This window comes from Haladaptatus sp. DJG-WS-42, assembly GCF_037198285.1.
Classification (GTDB): Archaea; Halobacteriota; Halobacteria; order Halobacteriales; family Halococcaceae; genus QDMS2.
Window position 1 is genome coordinate 572,578 of the sequence record NZ_CP147243.1, and the last position, 21,649, is coordinate 594,226.

19 protein-coding genes are annotated in these 21,649 nt (G+C 61.6%); 10 read left to right on the top strand and 9 right to left on the bottom strand.

Annotated features, from left to right (window positions below; genetic code table 11):
- Window positions 1–263: 263 nt before the first annotated feature.
- Both V5N47_RS03175 and V5N47_RS03180 read left to right on the top strand, forming a co-directional pair.
- Complete coding sequence (locus V5N47_RS03175; protein ID WP_338729401.1) at window positions 264–1,211, top strand: MBL fold metallo-hydrolase; 948 nt, start codon at window positions 264–266, stop codon at window positions 1,209–1,211.
- Window positions 1,208–2,935, top strand: coding sequence for an adenine deaminase C-terminal domain-containing protein (locus tag V5N47_RS03180; RefSeq protein WP_338729402.1), 1,728 nt, complete (start codon window positions 1,208–1,210; stop codon window positions 2,933–2,935). The genes V5N47_RS03175 and V5N47_RS03180 overlap by 4 nt, the downstream gene beginning before the upstream one ends.
- An 8-nt stretch (window positions 2,936–2,943) precedes the next feature.
- On the opposite strand, the gene V5N47_RS03185 is transcribed toward V5N47_RS03180, so the two are convergent.
- Window positions 2,944–3,477: a cob(I)yrinic acid a,c-diamide adenosyltransferase gene (locus V5N47_RS03185; RefSeq protein WP_338729403.1), complete on the bottom strand. Its 534-nt coding sequence runs from the start codon at window positions 3,475–3,477 to the stop codon at window positions 2,944–2,946.
- An 83-nt stretch (window positions 3,478–3,560) separates the two neighbouring features.
- Here V5N47_RS03185 and tenA point away from each other — a divergent pair, with 83 nt between their 5' ends.
- The 6 genes from tenA (at window position 3,561) to V5N47_RS03215 (ending at window position 9,916) form a co-directional block, all read left to right on the top strand.
- Complete coding sequence (gene tenA, locus V5N47_RS03190) at window positions 3,561–4,226, top strand: thiaminase II (RefSeq protein WP_338729404.1); 666 nt, start codon at window positions 3,561–3,563, stop codon at window positions 4,224–4,226.
- On the top strand, window positions 4,226–4,888 hold the full coding sequence (locus V5N47_RS03195) for a TenA family protein (RefSeq protein WP_338729405.1): 663 nt from the start codon (window positions 4,226–4,228) through the stop codon (window positions 4,886–4,888). The genes tenA and V5N47_RS03195 overlap by 1 nt, the downstream gene beginning before the upstream one ends.
- A gap of 75 nt (window positions 4,889–4,963) precedes the next feature.
- Window positions 4,964–6,487, top strand: a complete 1,524-nt coding sequence (locus V5N47_RS03200) for a sodium:proline symporter (RefSeq protein WP_338729406.1) — start codon at window positions 4,964–4,966, stop codon at window positions 6,485–6,487.
- Between the two features lie 142 nt (window positions 6,488–6,629).
- Window positions 6,630–7,676, top strand: a complete 1,047-nt coding sequence (locus V5N47_RS03205) for a hypothetical protein (protein WP_338729407.1) — start codon at window positions 6,630–6,632, stop codon at window positions 7,674–7,676.
- A gap of 106 nt (window positions 7,677–7,782) precedes the next feature.
- Window positions 7,783–8,157 (top strand): hypothetical protein, encoded by a 375-nt coding sequence (locus V5N47_RS03210; RefSeq protein WP_338729408.1) that lies wholly within the window; start codon window positions 7,783–7,785, stop codon window positions 8,155–8,157.
- Between the two features lie 469 nt (window positions 8,158–8,626).
- Window positions 8,627–9,916: an MFS transporter gene (locus tag V5N47_RS03215; protein ID WP_338729409.1), complete on the top strand. Its 1,290-nt coding sequence runs from the start codon at window positions 8,627–8,629 to the stop codon at window positions 9,914–9,916.
- A 6-nt stretch (window positions 9,917–9,922) separates the two neighbouring features.
- Here the strand turns inward: V5N47_RS03215 and V5N47_RS03220 are convergent, their stop codons facing one another.
- Complete coding sequence (locus V5N47_RS03220) at window positions 9,923–11,419, bottom strand: TrkH family potassium uptake protein (RefSeq protein WP_338729410.1); 1,497 nt, start codon at window positions 11,417–11,419, stop codon at window positions 9,923–9,925.
- 380 nt (window positions 11,420–11,799) lie between these two features.
- Between V5N47_RS03220 and V5N47_RS03225 the strand changes: the two genes are divergently transcribed.
- Complete coding sequence (locus tag V5N47_RS03225; RefSeq protein WP_338729411.1) at window positions 11,800–11,967, top strand: hypothetical protein; 168 nt, start codon at window positions 11,800–11,802, stop codon at window positions 11,965–11,967.
- A 306-nt stretch (window positions 11,968–12,273) separates the two neighbouring features.
- The gene (locus V5N47_RS03230) at window positions 12,274–12,870 is read left to right on the top strand and encodes a class I SAM-dependent methyltransferase (protein ID WP_338729412.1); all 597 of its coding nucleotides are present in this window, start codon (window positions 12,274–12,276) and stop codon (window positions 12,868–12,870) included.
- Here V5N47_RS03230 and V5N47_RS03235 read toward each other — a convergent pair.
- The 7 genes from V5N47_RS03235 to gcvT all read right to left on the bottom strand — a co-directional run bounded on the left by V5N47_RS03235 (window position 12,867) and on the right by gcvT (window position 21,594).
- Window positions 12,867–13,709 carry a phosphatase PAP2 family protein gene (locus tag V5N47_RS03235; RefSeq protein ID WP_338729413.1) on the bottom strand — a complete coding sequence of 281 codons (843 nt, stop codon included), beginning with the start codon at window positions 13,707–13,709 and terminating at the stop codon, window positions 12,867–12,869. The genes V5N47_RS03230 and V5N47_RS03235 overlap by 4 nt on opposite strands.
- A 4-nt stretch (window positions 13,710–13,713) precedes the next feature.
- Window positions 13,714–15,576 (bottom strand): ABC transporter substrate-binding protein, encoded by a 1,863-nt coding sequence (locus tag V5N47_RS03240; protein ID WP_338729414.1) that lies wholly within the window; start codon window positions 15,574–15,576, stop codon window positions 13,714–13,716.
- Between the two features lie 156 nt (window positions 15,577–15,732).
- Window positions 15,733–17,109, bottom strand: a complete 1,377-nt coding sequence (locus tag V5N47_RS03245; RefSeq protein ID WP_338729415.1) for a hypothetical protein — start codon at window positions 17,107–17,109, stop codon at window positions 15,733–15,735.
- A 52-nt stretch (window positions 17,110–17,161) separates the two neighbouring features.
- Complete coding sequence (gcvPB, locus tag V5N47_RS03250; RefSeq protein ID WP_338729416.1) at window positions 17,162–18,589, bottom strand: aminomethyl-transferring glycine dehydrogenase subunit GcvPB; 1,428 nt, start codon at window positions 18,587–18,589, stop codon at window positions 17,162–17,164.
- Complete coding sequence (gene gcvPA / locus V5N47_RS03255; RefSeq protein WP_338729417.1) at window positions 18,590–19,924, bottom strand: aminomethyl-transferring glycine dehydrogenase subunit GcvPA; 1,335 nt, start codon at window positions 19,922–19,924, stop codon at window positions 18,590–18,592.
- Between the two features lie 180 nt (window positions 19,925–20,104).
- Window positions 20,105–20,488 carry a glycine cleavage system protein GcvH gene (gcvH, locus tag V5N47_RS03260; protein ID WP_338729418.1) on the bottom strand — a complete coding sequence of 128 codons (384 nt, stop codon included), beginning with the start codon at window positions 20,486–20,488 and terminating at the stop codon, window positions 20,105–20,107.
- Entirely contained in the window at window positions 20,485–21,594 is a 1,110-nt protein-coding gene (gene gcvT, locus V5N47_RS03265) for a glycine cleavage system aminomethyltransferase GcvT (protein WP_338729419.1), read from the bottom strand. The genes gcvH and gcvT overlap by 4 nt, the downstream gene beginning before the upstream one ends.
- Window positions 21,595–21,649 lie beyond the last annotated feature (55 nt).

Here is a 21,649-nt window from a genome sequence, read left to right on the forward strand (position 1 = left end):
GCTGGATTTTCATCGAGCGAAGCTGATGAAAAAATCTGCGTCGGCATCGATACCACAACACTTTTGGTTGTTTTAGGTAGACCTAAACCTGCAGGCGGTGCACAGTGAATGACCATCCGTCGCAGTCGGCGTCTGTCCCAAAGCCGACGCATGGTTGAGTGCGACGTGGCCGTTTCAGACCGTGGGCATCACCCGGTCGTTTGCACCCGTCCACTCTTTCGACCGTCACAAATTGTTTAGCACAGCGTGTGGAAGTCGTGGCTATGTTCACACGGTTTTCTATCCCGACGCCGTTTCGTGTCGGCGCGGTCAACGCCTACCTCTCCGGCCGAACCGTCGTTGACCCCGGCCCCGACAGCGAGGAGGCGTGGGCCGCCCTCTTAGACGGCTTCGACGAACACGGCATGACGCCTGACGAAGTCGAACAGGTTGTCGTCACCCACCCGCACCCAGACCACTTCGGCCTCGCCGCCCGGCTCCAAGCCGAAGGCGCAACCGTCATCGCCAGCCCCGAAGCCGCCCGCATCATGGCCGACTTCCCCGGCGAACTCGAACACGAACAGACCTTCTTCGCCGACTTCTTCGAGCGCAACGGCATGTCGAACGCGACCGCAAACGCCGTCGTCAACCTCCCCGAGTCGTTCCTCTCCTACGCGCCAAGCGTCGAGACCGACCACGAAGTCAGCGAGGGCGACAAAATCGAAATCAACGGCGAGCCGCTGGTCGCCCACCGCGTCACCGGTCACGCCATTGGCGAACTCATCTTCGAATTCACCGAGGGCGACGAACGCCACGCCATCATCGGCGACAACGTCCTCAACGAGATTACGCCAAACCCGCTGCTTCAGCCTCCAGAACCCGGCGAAGACGAGCGCCCGCGCCCGCTCCCGGCGTTCAACGACTCACTCCGCGCGCTCAAAGCCGAGCACTACGACCGATTCCTCCCCGGTCACCGAACCATCATCGAGAACCCGAGCCAGCGCATCCAAGAGATGCTCGACGCACACGACGACCGAACGGAGACGGTGTACGGTCTCGTAGACGGCCCGACGACGGCCGTCGAAATCATGCACGAACTGTTCGGCGACCTCCCCGTCACCGAGTTCTTCCCCGGCATGAGCGAAGCCGTTGGCCACTTAGACGTCCTCGAAGCCCGCGGCAAGGTGCGCCAACACGAGAACGGCGGCGTCATCGTCTACGAGCGAACATGACTCGCCTCCAAGCCGTTGCTCTTGGAGACGCACCCGCAGACCTCGTTGTCCGCGGCGCACGAGTGCTGTTTCCTGAGACAGGAGCGAAGAAGAAGCGAGCCATCGCCGTCGTGGACGACCAAATCGCGGCGCTCCCCGAAGACCCCGAGCCAATCATCGGCCCCGACACGACCGTCATCGACGCAACCGGGCTCGTCGCCATCCCCGGGCTCATCGACGCCCACACCCACATCGAAGCCCAACACGCCTTCGAATACGCCTACCCACACGTCCTCGAAGCGGGCACCACGAGCGTCATAAGCGAGTCGAACTGCCTCGGCTCGCTCTACGGCGCGACCGCTGTCGAACAGCTGCTGCGCGCAACCGCCCCGCTCGCAGTGAACGTGTTTTTCACCGTCCCTCCACAGCCACTCGTCTCCACATTCACGCCCGCGTGGGGCGATAAAACGGAGAAAGACGCGCTCTGTGACCTCCTCACCCACCCGCGCGTCGTCGGGGTTGGCGAGGTTGACTGGATACACGTCGTCGGGCGCGACCCACCGCTGTTCGACCTCTACGACGAAGCACGAACCCTCGGCACGCCAATCAGCGGCCACGGCGCGGGCTGTAAGGGCGCGAACCTGCAGGCGTTTGCAAGCGTCGTGGACAACGACCACGAAGCCATCACGGGCGAGGAAATGATTTCCCGCCTCGAAAACGGCATCCACGCCATCGGGCGGTCGGGAACGGTCCGCGACGACACACAAGCCGTCGTAGACGCCTACCACGAAGTCGGCCCGGCAGACCTCTCGCTTTCGACCGACAGCGTCTGGCCCGGTGACGTGCGCGAGGGGATCTACATGAACCGCGTCGTCCGCCGCGCAATCGACGCGGGTGTCACTCCCGAAGACGCGATTCGGATGGCGACGCTGAATCCAGCAAGACACTTTGGACTCACAGACCGCGGCACGCTCTCGCCGGGCGCTCGAGCCGACATCGTCCTCCTCTCCGACCTCGAAGCAGTCGAAGTCGAGACGGTCATTTCAGGCGGCGAAGTCGTGGTCGAAAACGGCACCGCGACCGTCGAGCCAGTCCCCTACGAATACCCAGACCACTTCTACGAGAGCGTCCACCTCCCCGAAACGCTCGACCTCACAGTGCCTGAGTCCGTCGCCCGCAACGGCACCGTCCGCGCCATCGAACACGTCACCGGCCTCTTCACCCAAGACACGCTCGCAGAGCCAGCGGTCGAAGCCGGGAATCTCGTTGCTGACCCCGACGCCGACGTGCTGAAAGTCGTCGTCATTGACCGCCATCCCGAAAGCGACGCCGACGCCTTCGTCGGCTTCGTCACCGGCCTCGGCCTCACCTCGGGAGCCGTGGCGACAACCACCGCGTGGGAGGCCGGACTGACCATCGCCGTGGGCGCAGACGACGAGGCAATCCATCGCGCCATCGACCACCTCCACGAGCTAGGCGGTGGCTGGACGGTCGTAGACGACAATGAACTCACCGCGTCACACCCGTGTCGCGTCGGCGGATTTTTGGCAGACATCCCAATCGACGAGGCCGCAGCAAACGTCGAAGCCGTCAGCGCAGCGCTCAGAAACCAAGGCGTCACCGCAGACCACCCCATGCTCGCGGTCGCGACGCTCACCTTCCTCGGCGTCCCGATTCTCAAACTCACCCCGCAGGGTTACGCGAACATCCTGACCAAAGAACTGGTCGGCCTCACGCCCGAATAACGACGAACTCAGTAGGTCGGACTTTCCTCGGGAACGCCCTCTCGCTTGTTGACCGCGCGCGCGAGGACGAACAGCGCATCGGACAACCGATTCAGGTACTTCACGGCCTCTGGATTGGCCTCTTCTTCGTTGATGAGCGCGACCGCCCGGCGCTCGGCGCGACGGCAGACCGCGCGGGCGTGGTGGAGTTTCGCGCCGGGTTCGCTCCCTGAAGGCAGGATGAAGTTTCGAAGCGGCTCCAGTTCTGCGTCGAGTTCGTCCATCCACCCTTCGAGCAGCGCAACGTGTTCTGCCCGAACGACGGGGTCGTCTGCGTCCGGATCGGGGTTCGCAAAGTCCGCCTGCACGATGTGGAGATGGTTTTGAATCGAGCGGAGTTTCTCGTCTATGTCTTCGTGGCCGGTCGGCCTGACGACACCGACGAGCGCGTTCACCTCGTCTACACTCCCGTAGGCTTCGATGCGGTGGCTCGCCTTCGAGACGCGAGACATGTTCGAGAGGTCGGTCTTGCCCTCGTCGCCGCGTTTGGTGTAAATCTTCATGCCCGTATCGAGGGTCGGGAGTAACTTATAGTCGGGCCAGTCAGACGGTGAACAGTTTTCAGGTGGCCCTACGAAGGCGAGGCATGGCCTTCAGTGACACCCTTTGTGAGGAGGGCCGCCCCATCCTCGAATCGATTCTCGACCACCCGATGGTCGTCGGCCTCGGCGACGGCACGCTCGATGAATCGCCGTTTCGCTACTGGGTGAAACAGGACTACGTATACCTCATAGACTACAGCCGGGTGTTCGCTCTCGGCGCGGCGTCCGCCCCCACGCTCACCCAACTCTCGACGTTCGCAACCCTGCTCGACGAGACGGTGAACACCGAAATGGAGCTTCACCGCGCCTACGCTGCCGAGTTCGGCATTAGCGAAGAGGCACTCGAAGCGACGAAGCCCTCGCCGACCACGCAAGCCTACACCGACTTCCTCGTCCGGACGGCAGCCACCGAGCCATTCTCTCACCTCGTCGCTGCCCTCCTGCCGTGCATGTGGGGGTTCAACCAGACTGCCCGCAACCTCGACGTGCGCGGGAAACCCGACCATGAGCAGTACGCAGAATGGATTGCGATGTACGCGAGCGACGAGTTCACCGAGCTCACCGAGTGGTGTCTCGACCTGCTCGACGAGGTCGCCGCCGAAGCAGGCCCCACCGCCCGTGAAGAGATGCGCGAGCGGTTTCTCACCTCGTTTCGCTACGAGTACCGCTTCTGGGACGCCGCGTGGCGCGAGGAACGGTGGACTGTCTGATGGTGGGTGGCGAGCCACGATTCACGGAGCGCCTGCGTTCCCATTCGGAACCGGCCTGGACGAACGCGACGAACCACCAGTTCACCCACGAACTCGCGGCGGGAACTCTCGCAGATGACGCGCTCCGACGCTACCTCATTCAGGATTACGCATTCGTAGAGACCCTCACCGGTCTCGTTGGGAGCGCGGTTGTGACCGCGCCATCCATGGCCGAAAAGCGCCGACTCACCGACTTCCTCGTGACGCTTACCGGCGCCGAGAACGACTACTTCGAACGGTCGTTCGCCGCGCTCTCAGTCGATGAAGCCGCCTGGAAAGATCCCCAGAAACTACCGGTCACACAGGCCCTTGAAGACCTGTTCGTTCGCGCCACCCATCAGGGTGGGTACGCGGAGTCGCTCGCCGTACTCGTGCCAGCCGAGTGGGTATACCTCTCGTGGGCCCGTCCTCACCGAGACGCCGCTCCAGAAAAGTTCTACCACGAGGAGTGGATTGCGATGCACGCGAGCGCCGAGTTCGAAGCGTTCGTTAGCTGGCTCAGAGCCCAGCTAGACGAACAGGGAGCCACGCTCTCCCCCCAGCGAACGGCACGCGTTCGCCGGTTGTTCAGCCGCACCGTGGAACTCGAAGTGGCGTTTTTCGATGCAGCATACGGAATATAAGCCAGTGGTATTACCAATGTTTAACTAGGCCCATAGCCGAATGTGATCCATGTACGAACACTGTGAGGTGGGACGATGGTAACGGCCAGCGTCGCCCTCGGACTGACTGTTCTCACGCTCGTCACCTTCGCGGGCCTCGGCACGTGGTACGCCCGCGGCCGCATCAACTCGGTGGAAGACTACATCACCGCCCGCAACTCGACGGGCAACGGGATGACCACCGCAACGCTCATCGCCTCCGGGATGGGCGCGTGGATTCTCTTTAGCCCGGCAGAGGCAGGCGCGGCATTCGGCGGCCTCACGGCCGTCCTCGGCTACGCAATCGGCAGCGCACTCCCACTGTTCGCGTTCATCGTGATTGGTCCGCGCATCCGGGAACTCATCCCCGAGGGCCACTCCATCACGGAGTACACCCTCGCGCGCTTCGGCCCGGTGATGTACGTCTACGTCCTGCTCGTGAGCATCACCTACATGTTCATCTTCCTCGCCGCGGAGATGACCGGCATCGCGGGCGCACTCTCGCTTGTCGCGGGCGTCCCGACGTGGCAAACCGCCGCACTCGTTGGCCTGTTCGTCCTCGCCTACACCGGCTACGGCGGGTTGAAGGCAAGCATCTTCACCGACACCGTCCAGACGCTCGTCATTCTCCCGATTCTCGCGATTGGCTTTGCGGGCGCACTGCTCGCCCTCGGCGGGACGGGCGAAATCTACCAGACCGTCGCAGAGACGAGTCCGAGCCTGCTTGACCCCGGCTTCCTCCCCGGCATCGAGTTCGGGGCCTACATCGCCGTCGCCGTCCTCGCCGCAGAGATGTTGAATCAGGCGTGGTGGCAGCGCATCTACGCCGCGAAAGACGAACGCACCCTCGCACGCTCCTTCACCATCGCCGCCATCACGGTGATTCCGATGGTGTTCTTGGCCGGACTGTTCGGCCTCGCCGCCTCCGGACTCGGTCTCGTCACGACAGACTTCACGGCGGGCTACAACGCCGATATTTCCTTCTTCCTCGTGCTCGACGCCGCGTTCCCCGAGTGGGTGACGCTCGTGGTCGTCATCCTCGCCATCTTACTCGTCATGAGCACCGCAGACACGCTGTTCAACGCGATTGCGAGCATCGTGACCGCAGACCTCCCGCTCGTCATGGACGACCCGGACCGCTCTACGCTCACGAACGCCGCGCGGGCGCTCACCGTCGTGGTCGCGCTCGCCGCCATCTTCGTCGGCGCACAGGGCTACAGCGTGCTCACCATCTTCCTCATCGCAGACCTGCTCGCGGCGGCGACGTTCATTCCACTGCTGTTCGGCCTCTATTCGACGGAAGCGACTGGATTCGGCGCGCTCGTCTCAAGCATTCTTGGACTGCTCGTCGGCCTCGCCTACTTCCCGACACTCCGCGCTCCGCTCGCCGCGCTTCCAGTCATCGGAGACCTCCTGCCAACGGCGTCGTACTTCAACTCGTTCGTCGGGGCGGCGGTCGTTTCGGGGCTCGCCATCCTGCTCATCTCGCGGGTGACACCCGGGTCGTTCGACCTCGGGTCGCTCTCTCGCACCATCCACCAACTCGATGAGGTACGCCCAGATGGGGGTGAAGAGCGATGAGCGCAATTGGCCAGACGCTGTTCTCCGCGCTGGCGTGGGGGTCGGTCGCGCTCGTCGTCGCCATCTTCGCCTACGAGATTTACGCCGTCGTCACCGATTGGCGCGGGTCGTAACTTTTCTGTCCTGCCTCCGTACGCTGGGCATGGCACTGTTCGCTGCCCTCGCAGAACTCCCGCTCTCGATTTCGTCCGTCTCGTACGAGCTGCACGAAGCAGAAACGTCGAGCGACTTCACCCGACTCTCGACCACGATTTCACTCGATGGTGACGGAGAAACCGGTCGTGGCGAGGACGTGACCTACGAACCAGCCGACCACCGCACGCTGATTGAGGCGGCTCCCACCTTCGACCTCGAAGGCGAATGGACGTTCGCAGAGTTCTCCTCCCGCCTCGCAGACATAGACCTGTTTCACGGCCGCGAGCCCGGCCGTCACGATTTCAGAAACTATCGCCGGTGGGGCTTCGAGAGCGCGGCGCTCGACCTTGCGCTGAAGCAAGCGGACACCAGCCTCGCGGCTCAGTTGGGACTGGAATACCACCCGGTCAGGTTCATCATCTCGACGCGCCTGCCCGACGCCTCCTTTAACCGCATCGAGACGTGGCTTTCCGTAGACGACGCCTACGAGTTCAAACTCGACCCGACGAGCGAGTGGGACGACGACCTCGTTGCAGCCCTCGCAGCCACTGGCGCGGTGCGCGTCTGTGACCTGAAAGGCCACTACGAGGGCACGGACATAGACCAAGCCCCAGATCCCGAGTTGTACAAGCGCATCATTGAGGGGCTTCCGGAGGTCGTCATCGAAGACCCTGCGCTCACCGAAGCGACCCGACCACTCTTTTCCGGCCACGAAGGGCGCGTGTCGTGGGACGCACCCATCCACAGCCTTGACGACATTAAAAATCTCCCGTGGGAACCCGACTGGCTGAACATCAAGCCGTCACGCTTTGGCAGCGTCCAGTCGCTCCTCGAAAGCATCGAATACGCACAGGCGGCGGGGATGCAGTTGTACGGCGGCGGTCAGTTCGAACTCGACGTCGGACGTGAACACATCCACGCGCTCGCTTCGCTGTTCTACCCAGACACTGCAAACGACGTGGCACCCGCCGAGTACAATCAGCCAGAACCCACTGCAGGACTGGCGAAAAGCCCACTGTCGCCACCTGACACACCGCGTGGATTCGAGTGGTAACACATAACATTCTCGGTAACTTTCGATTGGCGACCTGTCCACGCGGCGAGAATCGTCAGACTCCGGTCTGACAGGGCTTAAAGGTAGGCCGAAACAAGAGTATAGTATGGTAGGGCAATTAGGTGGGCGGCAGCAACGCCGCATGAATCAGGGGCGCTCGCCGCTTGCGTCCTCGGAACGGAGAAACAGAGCACAAGCAGAGGCGAAACTCGTCACGCTCAATCAGCTGATGGTGGCGGCTGGCATCTGGCTCCTTTCGGTAGGGATGTTCGTCGCACTGTTCTCACCAGCGCTGTGGCTCACCGGTATCTTCGGACTCACGCTTCCGGCATTGCCGTCTGCGACGCGGTGGGCGGTCACGAGAGCACGGGCACGAAACACGAACGACCGCGGCCGTCGAACGAAGTCATCGCTGCGGCTTCGCATCCACAAATGGCTCCGTGCACGTCTCACGAACTCCTCGGGCCGCGACCGGCTGTGAACTGAACACACGCCTATTTTTCGACACTGACTCTCAACGCTTCGCACGACTGGATATCCCCGTACTCCGCGTTTGTTACGGTATGTCGCTCAACTCCCTCGACTCGATGCGAGTGCGACTAGCTGATTTCCCGCATGTGAGAGCGCACCGTCACACCTATATGTAGTGTCAGCGACGTTTCGAGTGAACGATTGATGACGTACCGGCGTGCGTGTAATCCGGTGTTCAATCCGCTCTCGCCACCCGCTTCGCGGACGGCCCGATAGCCGCAGCACTCGGGTTCGTTTCGCTACAGTTCGTAGCCGTACTTTTTCGACCGAACACACACGCATATGCCGATATTCGCTGAGTTACCGGCACACAGCCGGGGCTTATCTGACCACGTATCGCCCCACAACCACCAGACGTATCGCTCGCATTCACACCAACCATTCGACTCACTTTCACGTTTCATTGGAGGGAGTCTGCGATGACCACAGCCGACGTACCCGAAGCCTCGTCGCTGTGGCGAAATCGGAATTTCCGACGATTTTTCGCTGGGCAGTTCGTGACGAATGCCGGGGACAGCCTCTACACCGTCGCCGTCTTGTGGCTCGTCTACGACCTCAGCGGCTCGACCGTCCTCACGGGACTCGCAAATTCGCTGTTGTTGCTCCCGTGGCTCTTGCAGATTCTCGCCGGGCCGATTGTAGACCGACTCCCACTCAGGCCCGTGCTCGTTGGCTCACAAGTCCTGCAAGGTGTCGTCGTTCTCACACTCCCGCTCGCCGCAGCGACCGGGCGGTTGAGCGTCGGCGTCTTGCTCGCGGTCGTCCCGATACTGACGCTCGCAACACTGGTGATGTCACCGATGCAGGCAACGCTCGTCCCGCGCATCGTCACTGAATCACGGCTTTCGCGGGCGAACTCCGCGCTCGCAACCGTCACGCTCGGCCTCGACATGGTGTTCGACGCGCTCGGTGGTCTGTTCATCGCGGTTTTCGGTGCGACGACACTGTTCCTGTTCGACTCGGTTACCTTCGCCGTTGCCGGCCTGCTGTTCGCCGGTATCGCCGTTCCACCGATGAACGCCGAACACAGAGAACCAGACGGCGGGAGAGAGCCCGTCTTCGACGCGTACCTCAACGACCTGCGGGACGGAATCGACGTGCTCCGGGGAACCGTGTTCGTTGAGTTGATACTCATGACGGCGGTGGCAAACTTCGCGACCGGCGTGACGCTCGCAATCCTCCCGGCGTTTGGCGACGCGCTCGGGGGCCCGGCCGTCTACGGTCTGTTGCTCGGAGCGCTCGGTATCGGTCGGCTCATCGGGTCGCTCCTCGCACCGTCTCTCGAACGTATTCCGTATGGTTGGCTGCTGCTCGTCGGCCACTCGCTTGGCGCGTGCTGCTGGCTCGCAGCGGTGTACGCGCCGTCACCTCTGCTCACCGTCGTCCTGTTTGGGCTCGCGTGGGTGCCCGCGGGTATCAGCGGCGTGCTCACGTCAACGCTGAACCAGACGCTGTTCCCGACGGAACTCCTTGGTCGCGTTTCGACCATCAAGGGAACCACATCGGGGGCCACGCTCCCGCTTGGCTCGCTCGTTGGCGGCCTCGTCGCCTCCGTGCTTGGGATACCGACGACGGTGGGGCTCGCCGCGTTTGGCTTCGGGTTTACGGGACTGTACGTCCTTTTACGCCCGCGGCTTCGACGACTCCCCGCGGTCGCTGACGCCGACCCAGCGGCGTTCGACGTGACGAGAGGACGCGACGGAGAGTGAACCGAATCAACCCCGCCAGTAAGAAGGCGTGAGGAGCACAAGCACGGGGATGATTTCGATTCGGCCGACCCACATGAGGAACGTCATGAGCAGTTTCGTGGTTTCGGGGAACGATTCGTAGCTCGCGAACGGGCCCGCGATGCCGAACGCCGGGCCGACGTTGAAGAAGGTAGATGCGGCGGCGCTCATCGCTTCGAACTCGGTTATCGGTGACGCCACGCGCGAGGAGTTGACGACGACGAAAACCGTCGCGATGATGAAGATGAGGAGACTCGCGAGTGTATAGGCGTAGATGTCGCGGATGGCCTCCTCTGTGACCACGCCCCCGCTCAGTCGAACCGGTCTGACGACGCGCGGATGAGAGGCGATGAACAGGTCGCGGCGAAACGCCTTCAGCACGACCAGCCAGCGCACCGCCTTTATCGAGCAGGTGGTACTCCCTGCCATCCCGCCGATAAACATACACACGAACAGGAGGTGTTTCGCCCCCGACGACCAGAGGTTGAAGTCGGTACTCGCGTAGCCCGTCGTCGTCACGATGGAGACCACCTGAAACAGCGAGTGGCGAACGATCTCTTCGAGGCCGGTGTGTGGGCCGCCGTCAGCGATGAGAATCCCGGCTACGCCGAGGGTGAACACTGCAAGGATGCTCAGGTAGAAGCGAAACTCGTCGCTCTGGCGCAGTCGGTCTGTGTTCCCGTGCACGACGAAGTAGATGAGGATGAAGCTCGTCGCACCGGTTGCCATAAACGGGATGGTCACCCACTGCACGGCCGGTGAAAATGCTGCCAGACTCTCAGCACGTGGGGAGAACCCGCTCGTCGAAATCGTTGTGAACGCGTGGGCGACCGCGTCGTAGAAGGTCATTTCGGAGGCCAATCCGACCACGTGGAGTCCGTAGAGGGTGGCGATGTTCAACCCCGTCAACCCGATATACAGTTGCCAGAGCAATCCCGCAGTCTCCGAGATACGAGGGGTGAGTTTGTTGATGTCTCGCGTTTGGGTTTCCGTCTCCATGAGCTGTGCACCACCAACCGCGAGCTGGGAGAGAACCGCTGTTGCGAGGACGAGAATACCAAGTCCGCCGAGCCACTGGAGGACGGCCCGCCACATGAGAACCGCCCGAGAGTGAATCTCGAAGTCCAAGATGACAGTTGCGCCGGTCGTCGTGATACCGCTCATCGCCTCGAACAGCGCGTTCACCGGCGCGGCGAGCGCACCTTCACTGGCGAGAACGAACGGCACCGCCCCGACGACTGCCATGCTCAACCAGGTCAACGAAACCATCAAGAACCCTTCTCTGGCTCCCAAGTCGCGCTGGTCGGTGAGCTGCTCGAGTCCGATACCGACGACCACAGTCCCGGCCATCGGGAGAACGAACGGAAACACCGTCGTGGCGTCGTAGAGCGCAACTCCGAGCGGGATGAGCAGCGGAACCCACAACCACTTGAGAATCGTTCCGACAAACCGAACGCTGACACGCCAATCGACACGGGGTTTCATGTGTCGGTCATGGCTGACTCAACGAATGCCTTCGAGTTGGCAGAACCCAACCCATCCATCGCGACGATTACAGCCATCGCCGATTCCTCGAATAGATACTCATGCTCAACTGATTGGCTGTGGGGTACTAAAAACCGGTACGCCGACATCGCTCTCGGTCGAATACCCGCCGACGCTTACAGGCAACGAATTAGTATATTCACATACCGTTTATAGAAGGGCAGAATGCCTGAATCAGCGGCAGCTGAGCGGCGTCCCTTCGGAGTCGACGGCGGTGTCTGAATGAGAGCAGGCGACCGACGCCACTCCATACCGCTCGTGGAGAGCACGGGTGGCTGCGAACCAGTACGTTCAATTGGGCGGGCGAGAGTATGAAATGCATGAGCCTTGAACTCGAACACGACTGCCCACACTGTGAGGAATCTAGAATCTTCTACAAGGCAGCCAGCATGACGGTTCACCTCGGAACCAAGACCAAGTGGCGCTGCCCAGAGTGTAACTACGCGTTCATCAAAATCAACGGCATCGACTCGAGCGCCTCCGCGTAAGCTCGAGCGCCTTTTCCAACACCCAGTTTCAGAGTGCCAACAGTGGGCGGCCAACCCCGGGGGTTCGGGCCGTGAAGAGTGGGTATCCCGTATGACTGACTCTGCACGCTCGAGTGCCATCGCTGTCGCGTTGCACGCAGCCACGACGAAAAATGGCGGGATTTGCCCGGAGATCGACCACAGGTGGCAATTTCGAACCGGAAGAGCTGCCCAGACAGCTAACGGATAAACCGTATAGTGAGATATTAAATTGTCGCGGTGCGATAGAGCCGAGGTGTTGAAGCGTATCGACGCCTAGCGGCCGGTGTGACCCGATTTCAGAACACGCGGCAACCAGATTGGGACTGGTGGGGCGAACTCTGGCCCGACCCAGTCGGGTTGTTGGAGAAAGTGGGTGTAGCCAAGCGAGATACGCTCGCAGACGTGGGCTGTGGCAACGGCTACTTTACCATTCCCGCGGCGACGATGCTCGAAGGACAGCTCTTCGCGATCGACCTCGACGAGTCACTCCTCTCACAGTTGCGTGCGGAACTCGACGAGCGAGCCATCGACAACGTCACCTGCGTCTGTTGTGATGCTCGTTCGCTCAGTGACCACATCCCACCCGTGGACGTGGCGTTCATGGCGAACACCTTCCACGGCGTTGAAGACCAGACCGAATTTGCTGCCGAAGTCCGACGAACCCTCACCAGCGAGGGACGGTTTATCGTCGTCAATTGGCACGACTTACCCCAAAGTGAAACCGTCGTCGCTGGGAAGACGCGTGGCCCACCCGAGACGCTTCGGCTGACGCCAGAAGCGACACGCGAACGAGTTGTTCCAGCTGGGTTCGAACTGGTGTCCGAACGCGAACTGCCGCCGTATCACTACGCGCTCGTGTTCGAGCGAACAGAAAAATCCTAGCGAAGCCGGTTCAAGACGGGCAGCTCCCACGGATCTTTCCGCAGGAACTCGAACACTTCGTAGTGGTGGCGAGCGATGTGGACGCTCCCGAGGCCGAGCATCGTTCCGGCGACAACGTCAGTGCCCCAGTGGATGCCGAGATACATCGTCGCCATTACGACGCTCGCGGCGAGGAAGATGCTCGTCGGAAGCCAGTAGGGGTACTCTTTGCGCGTAAACCACGCGAGATACGCCACCGACACCGACAGCGAGGTGTGAAGCGACGGGAAGACGTTCGTGTTCGAGTTGACCTCACCCGTGAGCAGTTGCGACTGCGGGTACATCGAGTACATGAGCGGGTCGACGAGGTCGGGAATCAGGTTTCGTGGCCCATACGAGACGAACAGGATGTAGAACACGAGGCCGAGTGAGTAGTTGAGCGCGAAGGCAACGGCTGTTTGTTTCAGGTGTTTCGTCTCCCGCATCGCGAACGTGAGCACGAACGGGAACACGAGCAAGAACACGTAGCCGTAGAGGTAGATGAAGGAGAAGTACACGGTGAGCTGGTCGGTGGCAATCGACTGGATGAACGCGACGAAATCACCCTCTATCTGGTAGATGTAGCTCGTGATGTTGAGGCCAACCACCCACGAGATTTCCGGGCCGACCTGCCTCGCTACCTTGTTGATGCCGAGGATACCGAGGAGCAAGCCAAGATACGGCCCTGCTTCACGCAAGCGCGTCTGCCACGATTCGCGCAGTAGCGAGAGTTTCGTGGGGCCAATGAGCGTGAGCGACCCAACGGCAATCATTACGCCAACGCCAGCCGCGAGATACGCGAGAATGTCGAGTAGTGCCATTTGCTTATCGCCTCAGAAGTTCGCCGGATTCGTTGTATCGGAAGCCAGCTTCGCGGAATGATTCTTTTGCGAGTTCCACGTCGAGCGTGCCGTCCTCACCCGGGAAGGGAAGTTCAGGGTCTGTATCCGCCCAGACCAGATTCGGTGCGATCTCGGGATACGGGGCAAGCGGCGAGGCAATCGGCTCTGCATAGCCACCGAACACCTCGCTTACGATGTACTGTTTGTCGAGCAGTTGCGCAACCGCCCGGCGAAAGCGCGGGTTGCTGAGCGGCGACTGACGGACGTTAAATCCGACGTGGTAGAACGACGACGGCTTCGAGACGTGCAGTCTGAGCGCATCGGACCGGCCAATCTCGGCGATGACATCAGCGCCGAGTGGCGAGGCCGTCGCATCGACTTCGTCTTCTTCTAACAGCGCAAGCGCCGCCCCATCGGAGGGCACGACGGTGAATTCGAGTGCCGAGGGCTCGAACCCACCTTGATACGGCGCGAGTGGCCCGTCGAACTCGCTCTGGCTGAGGAAGTGTGCCTCGAACGGCGCAAGCGTCAGCGACGCACCGCCTTCTGCGCTCACGAATTTAAGCGGTCCCGAGCCAACAGGCGTTTCGTTGCTCCAGATGAGCGCTTCGGTCACCCCGCCACCGGTGTCGAGACCGGCAATTGTGGCTTGGCCGGTTTTCGTCTCCCAGATGTGCTTTGGGAGCAGGGGAAGCGTGAACGCCGCCGTTGCCACTTCACGGCTGACGGCTTCAAACTCGATGCGGACGGTGCGGTCGCCCGTTTCAATTGCGTCGGCCACGAGCGTCGAGCGGTCCCGGAATCGCGGGGCTGGAACCGGACTTTCCAACTCTCCGACAGACGTGTCGGTTACGAAGTCGTAGGTGAACGATACGTCCTCGCCGGTGATGGGCGTGCCGTCGTGCCATTGGAGATCGTCGCGGAGGGTGAGTTCTGCGGTTGGCCCGGGTCCGGTCGACTCCACCCACTCCCACGAGCGGGCAAGCCACGGGACGAGCTCGCCGTCGATGCGGCGGGCAAGTGGGTCGTACAACAGGTCCGTGATGTCGCCGTCACCGCGAAACTCAACGGCAATCGGGTTGAGATTCCGCGTTGCACGAGCATCCGTAAGCGTCATCCGAAGCGGCGGCTGAGTCGGCTCTTGAGTGGTATCTGTCTCGTTCGCGGTTTGATTCGTCGGTGTCGTCGGTTCTGTTACGTCCACCGTCGAGCGAAGGCGGAGATACCCGAGCGGCGTGTGCATGTCGGCCGCAGACCAGCCAGCGAAGCGGTCGCCTTGGGTCGCCCGTATCTCGTCTGGAATGGCGACTGGCGCGAACGGCTGGTCGCGCGCGACGGCCACTTGGGTCTCGTGGAGGGTTTTGACGCGGGCGTTGCCCGCTTGGCGGCGTTGGCTGTCGAGCAGGTCGTCGACGCCGAGATTTGCGTACCCAAACGGGTTCTGCCAGCCGGGTTCTGCGTCGAATCGTGAGTGGAGCAGCGAGTAGAGGAACGTATCGCCATCGGTCGCCGGATGGCGCATCACGTAGATGTCGAACGACTGGTTCAACAACGTATCGCGTAGGAGTTCCTCCTCGGTCATCGGGACAATCGAGGTTTCGATGCCAACCTCGTTCAGATTCGACGAGAGTTGGCGCGCGATGTGCGTACACCGGGGGTCTGCATCTGCGGGGACGGTCTTTATCGACAGTGAAACCTGCTCTGGAGTATCGCGGTTTGCGAGCGAGCGGAGTTGGCGAATACACCCGCTGGTGGCGAGGAGACCGCCGCTCGCGAGACCCGCGAGCAGGTCGCGGCGACGAAGCGATAGCGAAGGGGCAGACGGAGAGGGAGGGTCAGGGGACATGGTGAAGGTGGCCGAAATGGAAGTCGGCGTCGTTCAATCGGAGTCAGACGCTTTCGTAGTGAAAGCGTTTACTACACAGTTACTACGAGGGGCCTAATGCAGTCTCGTTGACGTGTTCCGTCCTACTGCGTGAATCCTAAAAAAATTATAGATTTCTTACACCCAGCCGAGCAGTGGCCAGACGAGCGAGCACACCCAGAGGACGATGCCGCCGATAAAGTGGCGATTAATCCGTCCGTCGCCAGCCCCGTACCGCGCGCCGCCAGCTGCGATAATCCCAATGGCCACCGAGAGCACAATGCGGTGGAGCATGACGTTCACCGGAATCACCTCGATATCGATGTAGGCGTAGTCTGCGAGAATCCCAAAGCCAAGGCCGAACATGGCGAGGAAGAACGCATCGTCGCGCTCGAGCGGCTTGGCGAGGAGGTACGCCGTGAGCGGAATCCCGCCCGCGATCATCGGGTAGAAGAACGCCGCGATGAGCTTTGGCGACTCCGTGATGCCCCACGACTCGACGGCGACGGCACCGACTCTGACGGCCAGCATGATGGTGACCATCGAGCCGAACAAGAGCACGCTTCGAGGCGGGAGCGGCCATTGCGCACTGCGTTCGCGTACCTCGTCCAGCACGTCGTCCGTGCGCCGAGAGAGTGCGGGAACCAGCGCGAGTCCGAGCAGTGAGGCGAGCGACAGCGCAGTCGAATTCGTGTCGTCCAGTTCGACGCCGCTTCGATACCCTTCATCGAGGTCGATGATGGTTGTCCAGCCGTCCGCGTCGATGGTGCGGCGTGTCGCGTGATACTCTCTCGTGACGTCCGTCACGAACGGCGCGCCGATGAGGTCGCGTTCGACTTCTGTCCGGCCCTTTTCGAGGCTCCCGACGGTGTGACGGAGCCGGAACCAATCCCAGTGTTCGTGGTGGATTTGCATGGCCGTCCACGCAGACTCGCCCGAACCACCCGCGTAGAGGCGGATGTGCGTGCGCGTGCCGAGATACGTGCCGTCGTGAACCTGGTACGTTTCTGGAACCCAGATGCCACCCTGATTCGTGGGGTCTACCCCGGTCACGCCAGTCTGTCCGGCGGGATTGTGAATATAGACATAGCGGTCTGCACCGCGCGTACTCCCCCAGTTGATGCGCGGGCCGGGCTGTTGGCCGACGGGTTTCTCAGGTTGGGCAGGCACCCATTCGTCTCGCGTGACGTTCCACTCCGCGTCCGTCTGCTCCATCAAGATATACCGAACGCGCGTCGCGTTCCCTGTCACAATCATGTTGATAGGGAGCGTCCGCTCGCTGAACGAGTGCGACCGACTCGTGTACGGCCACAGTCTCGCCGTGCTGTTGGCGTCGGCTTCGACGAGATGGACGCCTTCGGGGGTTTGTTGGAGGGAAGAGATCCGAGAGGCGTCTTGAACCGTCGTCGGATTGGCGAAAACCAGCAGCGAAAGGACGACGATTACGGCGGCAGAGAGGATGAGTACTCGCCGTCGGTCGAGTTTGTCAAGCATCCATTTGGGGAGTATGGGCATGCGCTACTTTATTTATTTGGTGGCAAAACAATCGGAATTAACTGACTGTTGGTTATTCGTCAGCGTCGAGCGCGTGCCAGGAGAGCTGTGGGTTGCGGGCAGCCTGTACTTGGTCGATTCTGCGGGCGGCCGTCCGACTTGGTGCGGCTTCGAGTACCTCGGTGTCTTCGCCAACGACGTTGTTGAATGCGGTGGCGAGCTGGTCTAACGTCTCACGGTTCTCGATTTCCGTCGGTTCGGTCATGAGCGCCTGCGAGACGATGTCCGGCCACTTCGTCGTTGGCGGGTGGACGCCGAAGTCAAGCATGCGCTTTGCCACGTCGGCTGCGTCTTGGTCGCCTGCACTGGCGACGAACTCGTGGTGGAACGGGCCGTAAGGCACCTCGTAGTCAATCTGGCTTGCGAGATAGTTCGCATTAAGCACCGCTTTCGCGCTCGCATCCGAGAGGCCCGCGTCGCCAAGCCGGTCGATGTAGGCAAACGCCCGGACGAGGACGAGCCAGTTGCCGTGGAAGCCGTGGACCTTGCCAATCGACTGTTCGGGGTCTGCGAGTTTGTAGCCACCCTTGTGGCGCTTGATATGCGGGCGTGGGAGGAACTCTTTGAGGCGCTCTGTGACCCCGACCGGGCCAGCACCCGGCCCGCCCCCGCCGTGGGGCGTGGCGAACGTCTTGTGGACGTTGTAGTGCATGATGTCGAAGCCCATGTCGCCGGGGCGCGCCCGGCCGAGCAGCGCGTTCAGATTCGCGCCGTCGTAGTAGAGCAAGCCGCCAGCGTCGTGGACGAGTGTGGCGATTTGCTCGATGTCGCGCTCGAACAGGCCAAGCGTGTTCGGGTTCGTGAGCATGAGCGCCGCTGTCTTTTCAGACACCGCAGCTTCAAGGGCGTCTAAGTCAACGCGCCCGTCGTCGTTGCTCGGCAGGGAAACCACGTCGTAGCCCGCGAGCGCCGCAGTTGCGAAGTTGGTTCCGTGTGCCGAATCCGGGACAATGATTTCCGTGCGTTCGTCGTCGCCGTTCGCCTCGTGGAAGGCTTTGGCGATGAGGATGCCCGTGAACTCACCGGCCGCGCCCGCGGGTGGCTGGAGCGTGACGGCGTCCATGCCGCCGATGCGCCCGAGGTAGTCCTGCAGTTTGTAGAGCAGTTCGAGCGTCCCCTGAATCGTCTCGTCCGGGCGTTCGGGGTGGACGGCTCCCGCGGGAATCGTCGAGATATCGTCGGTAAACTTCGGGTTGTACTTCATCGTACAACTGCCAAGCGGGAACGGCCCCGACTCGATGCCATAGTTCATCTGGCTCAGCCGGGTGTAGTGGCGTGCAAGTTCGGGCTCTGAAAGGTCTGGGAGTTCGAGTGAGTCTCGCGTGAGCGAGGCCGGAAGCGGCGAGTTCTCGATTTTCACGTCTTTCGAACTCTTCTCAGAGAGGAGCGGTTCGTACACGTCGCCAGAGTCGTCCGTCCAGCGGGCTTGGTCGTAGAACATCTAGGCGACCTCCGTGAATGCCGCGACGAACTCATCGACGGCGACGGCGTTCGTTTCGGTGACGCACACTTGGACCTCGTGTTCACCGACTTGATGGACGGCGAAGCCTTTCTCTGCGAGGTCTGAAACGATCGCTGCCGCGGGTTGGTCGGTGTGGGCAACGAACTCACGGAAGTGATAGCGGTCGTGTACCGGCGCTTGGACGCCGCTGATGCTGTCAAGTCGTTCTGCGAGTTCTTCCGGGCGCGTCACACAATCTTTTGCGAGGTCAACGAGCCCGTCAGGGCCGAGCATCGAAATGTGCATCGCCGCACGGAGTGCGACCCACGCCTGATTCGAGCAGATGTTCGAGGTGGCGCGCTCGCGGCGGATGTGCTGTTCGCGCGTCTGGAGCGTGAGCGTGTACGCACGCATGCCAGCCGAATCCTCAGAGATGCCAACGAGGCGGCCAGGAACCTGCCGGAGGAACTTCTCGCGGCAGGCGAAGATGCCAAGCCCCATGCCGTAGCTCGTCGGGATGCCGAGCGTGGAGGCGTCGCCGACCACGACGTCCGCGCCAACGTCTGCGGGTTTTTCGAGCAGTGAGAGTGCGACGGGGTCACTGCCGAGGGTGAAAATCGCGTCGTGGTCGTGGGCGAGTTTGCCGAGTTTTGCGAGATTTTCTTCGATTGTCCCGCGGACGGTCGGGTTCTCTGCGTAAATCATGACCACGTCGTCATCGATGATTTCGGCGAGTGCGTCTACGTCCGCGTTGCCGTCACCCATGGGGAACGATTCGACGACCATCTCGGAGCCATCGACGTAGTTTTCGAGCACGTCGCGACGGCCCTCGGAGATGGACTTGGGGACGAGTACGCGGTGACCAGAGGTCTGACGCAGGCGGTGTGCGAGCGTCGCCGCCTCGCCGAGTGCGGTGGCCGCGTCGTACATCGAACAGTTGGCGACTTCGAGGCCTGTGAGTTCGACCAGCATCGACTGGTATTCGAACAGCACTTGCAGGAAGCCTTGGGCGACTTCGGGTTGGTACTGTGTGTATGAAGTCAGAAACTCAGAGCGAATCGAGAGGTTGTCCACGAGCGACGGAATGTAGTGGCTGTAGTGGCCTCGGCCGAGGAACTCGGTGAGCGAGGCGTTGCGATTCAACATCTTTTCTGCGCGTGCGCGGACGTCCTGTTCACTGCGCTGTTTGATGCCGAAGTTGCCGTCGAATTTGATGTCGTCTGGAATGTCGAACAGTTCCTCTTCGCTCGCGACGGAGAGTACGTCGAGCATCGCCTCCGTTTCTGCTGGCGTATGCGGAGCGAACGGACTGCCTGGTGTTGCTGAGTCACTCATAGTTTGCAAAGAAACGCTGTTGTCCGGTTTGTGGCCGCACGATGGTTGGGTGTTACAGACAATGGCATATGATTGCGTCGATTATCACGACGGTGTGTATCGACAGTACGTCAGCGCAGGCGCGATACATGTCTGTGCATTGGGTCACGACACCGGGACACATGAAAAAGAGTCGCGTCGTTACGCGATTTGGTCTGCGTACGCCTCGGGCGTGAGGAGGGAGTCGAGTTCGCTCTCGTCTGCGAGTTCGAGTTCGAGCATCCAACCCTCGCCGTACGGGTCGTCGTTTACGAGTTCTGGCGCGTCGAACACCTGTTCGTTGACCGCCGTGACCGTGCCCGAAACCGGCGCATAGAGGTCGGAGACGGCTTTGATGGATTCGACCACGCCGAACTCTGCGCCTTGACTCACGTCGTCGCCAACGGCGGGCAGTTCAACGAACACGATGTCGCCAAGTTCGTCCTGGGCAAAGTCGGTGATGCCGATTTTTGCGGTTCCGTCTGCCGAGCGTGCCCATTCGTGCGATTCCTGATATTTGCGGTCGTCTGGTATGTCGAATGTCATTGGTTGAAGGGGAGTGATTTGATGACTGCTTTCTTTGGTTTGCCGCGGACGAGGACGTGAATCGTCGTCTCCGGCTCTGCGTAGGAAACGGGAACGTACCCAAGCCCGATGGGTTCGCCCAGCGTTGGGCTCATCGTCCCGCTCGTCACTGTGCCGATATGCTCCTCATCCGTGTTAGTAATATCGTAGCCGTGCCGGGGGACGCCGCGCTCGACGAGTTGGAAGCCAACGAACTTCTCTGCGACGCCCTCTGCCTGTTGGGCTTCGAGCGCGTCGCGGCCGATGAAGTCCGTGTCGAGTTTTACGGTGAAACTGAGGCCCGTTTCGTACGGCGTCCGTGGGTTTTCTTCGGCGTTGAAATCCTGCCCGGAGAGCAGGAACCCCATCTCCATGCGGAGCGTGTCGCGCGCGCCAAGCCCACACGGCTGGGCGTCGAACAGCGACCACACCGCTTCGGCGTCGTCCCACGGTGCGAGGATTTCAAAGCCGTCTTCGCCCGTGTAGCCGGTGCGCGCGACGATGCACTGTGCGCCATCGAACGAAACGGTCGTTGCCGTGAATTTGCGCAGATTCTGGACAAGGGTTGGCTCGTCCGGCGTGTGGTCATCGACGGCCTCGATGAGCAGGTCTTCTGCCTCTGGGCCTTGGAGCGCGAACATCGCCCAATCGGCGGTGACGTTCTCGATTGTGGCGTCGAGGTCCCACTCGTCGCGGTGCTGTTTCCAGCGCCGTTCCATCTGTTCGTCGTGGCCCGCGTTCGGGATGAACAGATAGTCGCCGTCTACGTCCTCCGGCAGCCGGTAGACGACGGTGTCGTCTAAGATGACGCCGTCGTCGTTCGTAATCATCGAATACTGTGCGTCACCCGGAGAGAGCGCCGTCACATCGTTCGAAGTGAGCCGCTGCATGAGCGCCTCGGCGTCGGGGCCGGAGACGGTGATTTCGCCCATGTGACTCACGTCGAAGATACCGGCGGTCTCCCGAACGCTGTCGTGTTCGGTTCGGATTGAGTCGAACTCGACGGGCATATCCCAGCCGCCGAATTCGGTGAACTTCGCACCGCGGGCGTCGTGGACGCCGTGCAGTGGTGGTTGCAGAAGGCCCATATCTGTCCGGTCGCACCCCCGCCAAGTAACGTTTTGGAGTTGCGTGTGCGCACTC

What these genes read in the sequence shown, in the direction of transcription:
- V5N47_RS03175 (WP_338729401.1), top strand. Translation starts at nt 264, where the DNA reads ATGTTCACACGGTTTTCTATCCCGACGCCGTTTCGTGTCGGCGCGGTC.
- V5N47_RS03180 (WP_338729402.1), top strand. Translation starts at nt 1,208, where the DNA reads ATGACTCGCCTCCAAGCCGTTGCTCTTGGAGACGCACCCGCAGACCTC.
- V5N47_RS03185 (WP_338729403.1), bottom strand. Translation starts at nt 3,477, where the DNA reads ATGAAGATTTACACCAAACGCGGCGACGAGGGCAAGACCGACCTCTCG.
- tenA (WP_338729404.1), top strand. Translation starts at nt 3,561, where the DNA reads ATGGCCTTCAGTGACACCCTTTGTGAGGAGGGCCGCCCCATCCTCGAA.
- V5N47_RS03195 (WP_338729405.1), top strand. Translation starts at nt 4,226, where the DNA reads ATGGTGGGTGGCGAGCCACGATTCACGGAGCGCCTGCGTTCCCATTCG.
- V5N47_RS03200 (WP_338729406.1), top strand. Translation starts at nt 4,964, where the DNA reads ATGGTAACGGCCAGCGTCGCCCTCGGACTGACTGTTCTCACGCTCGTC.
- V5N47_RS03205 (WP_338729407.1), top strand. Translation starts at nt 6,630, where the DNA reads ATGGCACTGTTCGCTGCCCTCGCAGAACTCCCGCTCTCGATTTCGTCC.
- V5N47_RS03210 (WP_338729408.1), top strand. Translation starts at nt 7,783, where the DNA reads ATGGTAGGGCAATTAGGTGGGCGGCAGCAACGCCGCATGAATCAGGGG.
- V5N47_RS03215 (WP_338729409.1), top strand. Translation starts at nt 8,627, where the DNA reads ATGACCACAGCCGACGTACCCGAAGCCTCGTCGCTGTGGCGAAATCGG.
- V5N47_RS03220 (WP_338729410.1), bottom strand. Translation starts at nt 11,419, where the DNA reads ATGAAACCCCGTGTCGATTGGCGTGTCAGCGTTCGGTTTGTCGGAACG.
- V5N47_RS03225 (WP_338729411.1), top strand. Translation starts at nt 11,800, where the DNA reads ATGAGCCTTGAACTCGAACACGACTGCCCACACTGTGAGGAATCTAGA.
- V5N47_RS03235 (WP_338729413.1), bottom strand. Translation starts at nt 13,709, where the DNA reads ATGGCACTACTCGACATTCTCGCGTATCTCGCGGCTGGCGTTGGCGTA.
- V5N47_RS03240 (WP_338729414.1), bottom strand. Translation starts at nt 15,576, where the DNA reads ATGTCCCCTGACCCTCCCTCTCCGTCTGCCCCTTCGCTATCGCTTCGT.
- V5N47_RS03245 (WP_338729415.1), bottom strand. Translation starts at nt 17,109, where the DNA reads ATGCCCATACTCCCCAAATGGATGCTTGACAAACTCGACCGACGGCGA.
- gcvPB (WP_338729416.1), bottom strand. Translation starts at nt 18,589, where the DNA reads ATGTTCTACGACCAAGCCCGCTGGACGGACGACTCTGGCGACGTGTAC.
- gcvPA (WP_338729417.1), bottom strand. Translation starts at nt 19,924, where the DNA reads ATGAGTGACTCAGCAACACCAGGCAGTCCGTTCGCTCCGCATACGCCA.
- gcvH (WP_338729418.1), bottom strand. Translation starts at nt 20,488, where the DNA reads ATGACATTCGACATACCAGACGACCGCAAATATCAGGAATCGCACGAA.
- gcvT (WP_338729419.1), bottom strand. Translation starts at nt 21,594, where the DNA reads ATGGGCCTTCTGCAACCACCACTGCACGGCGTCCACGACGCCCGCGGT.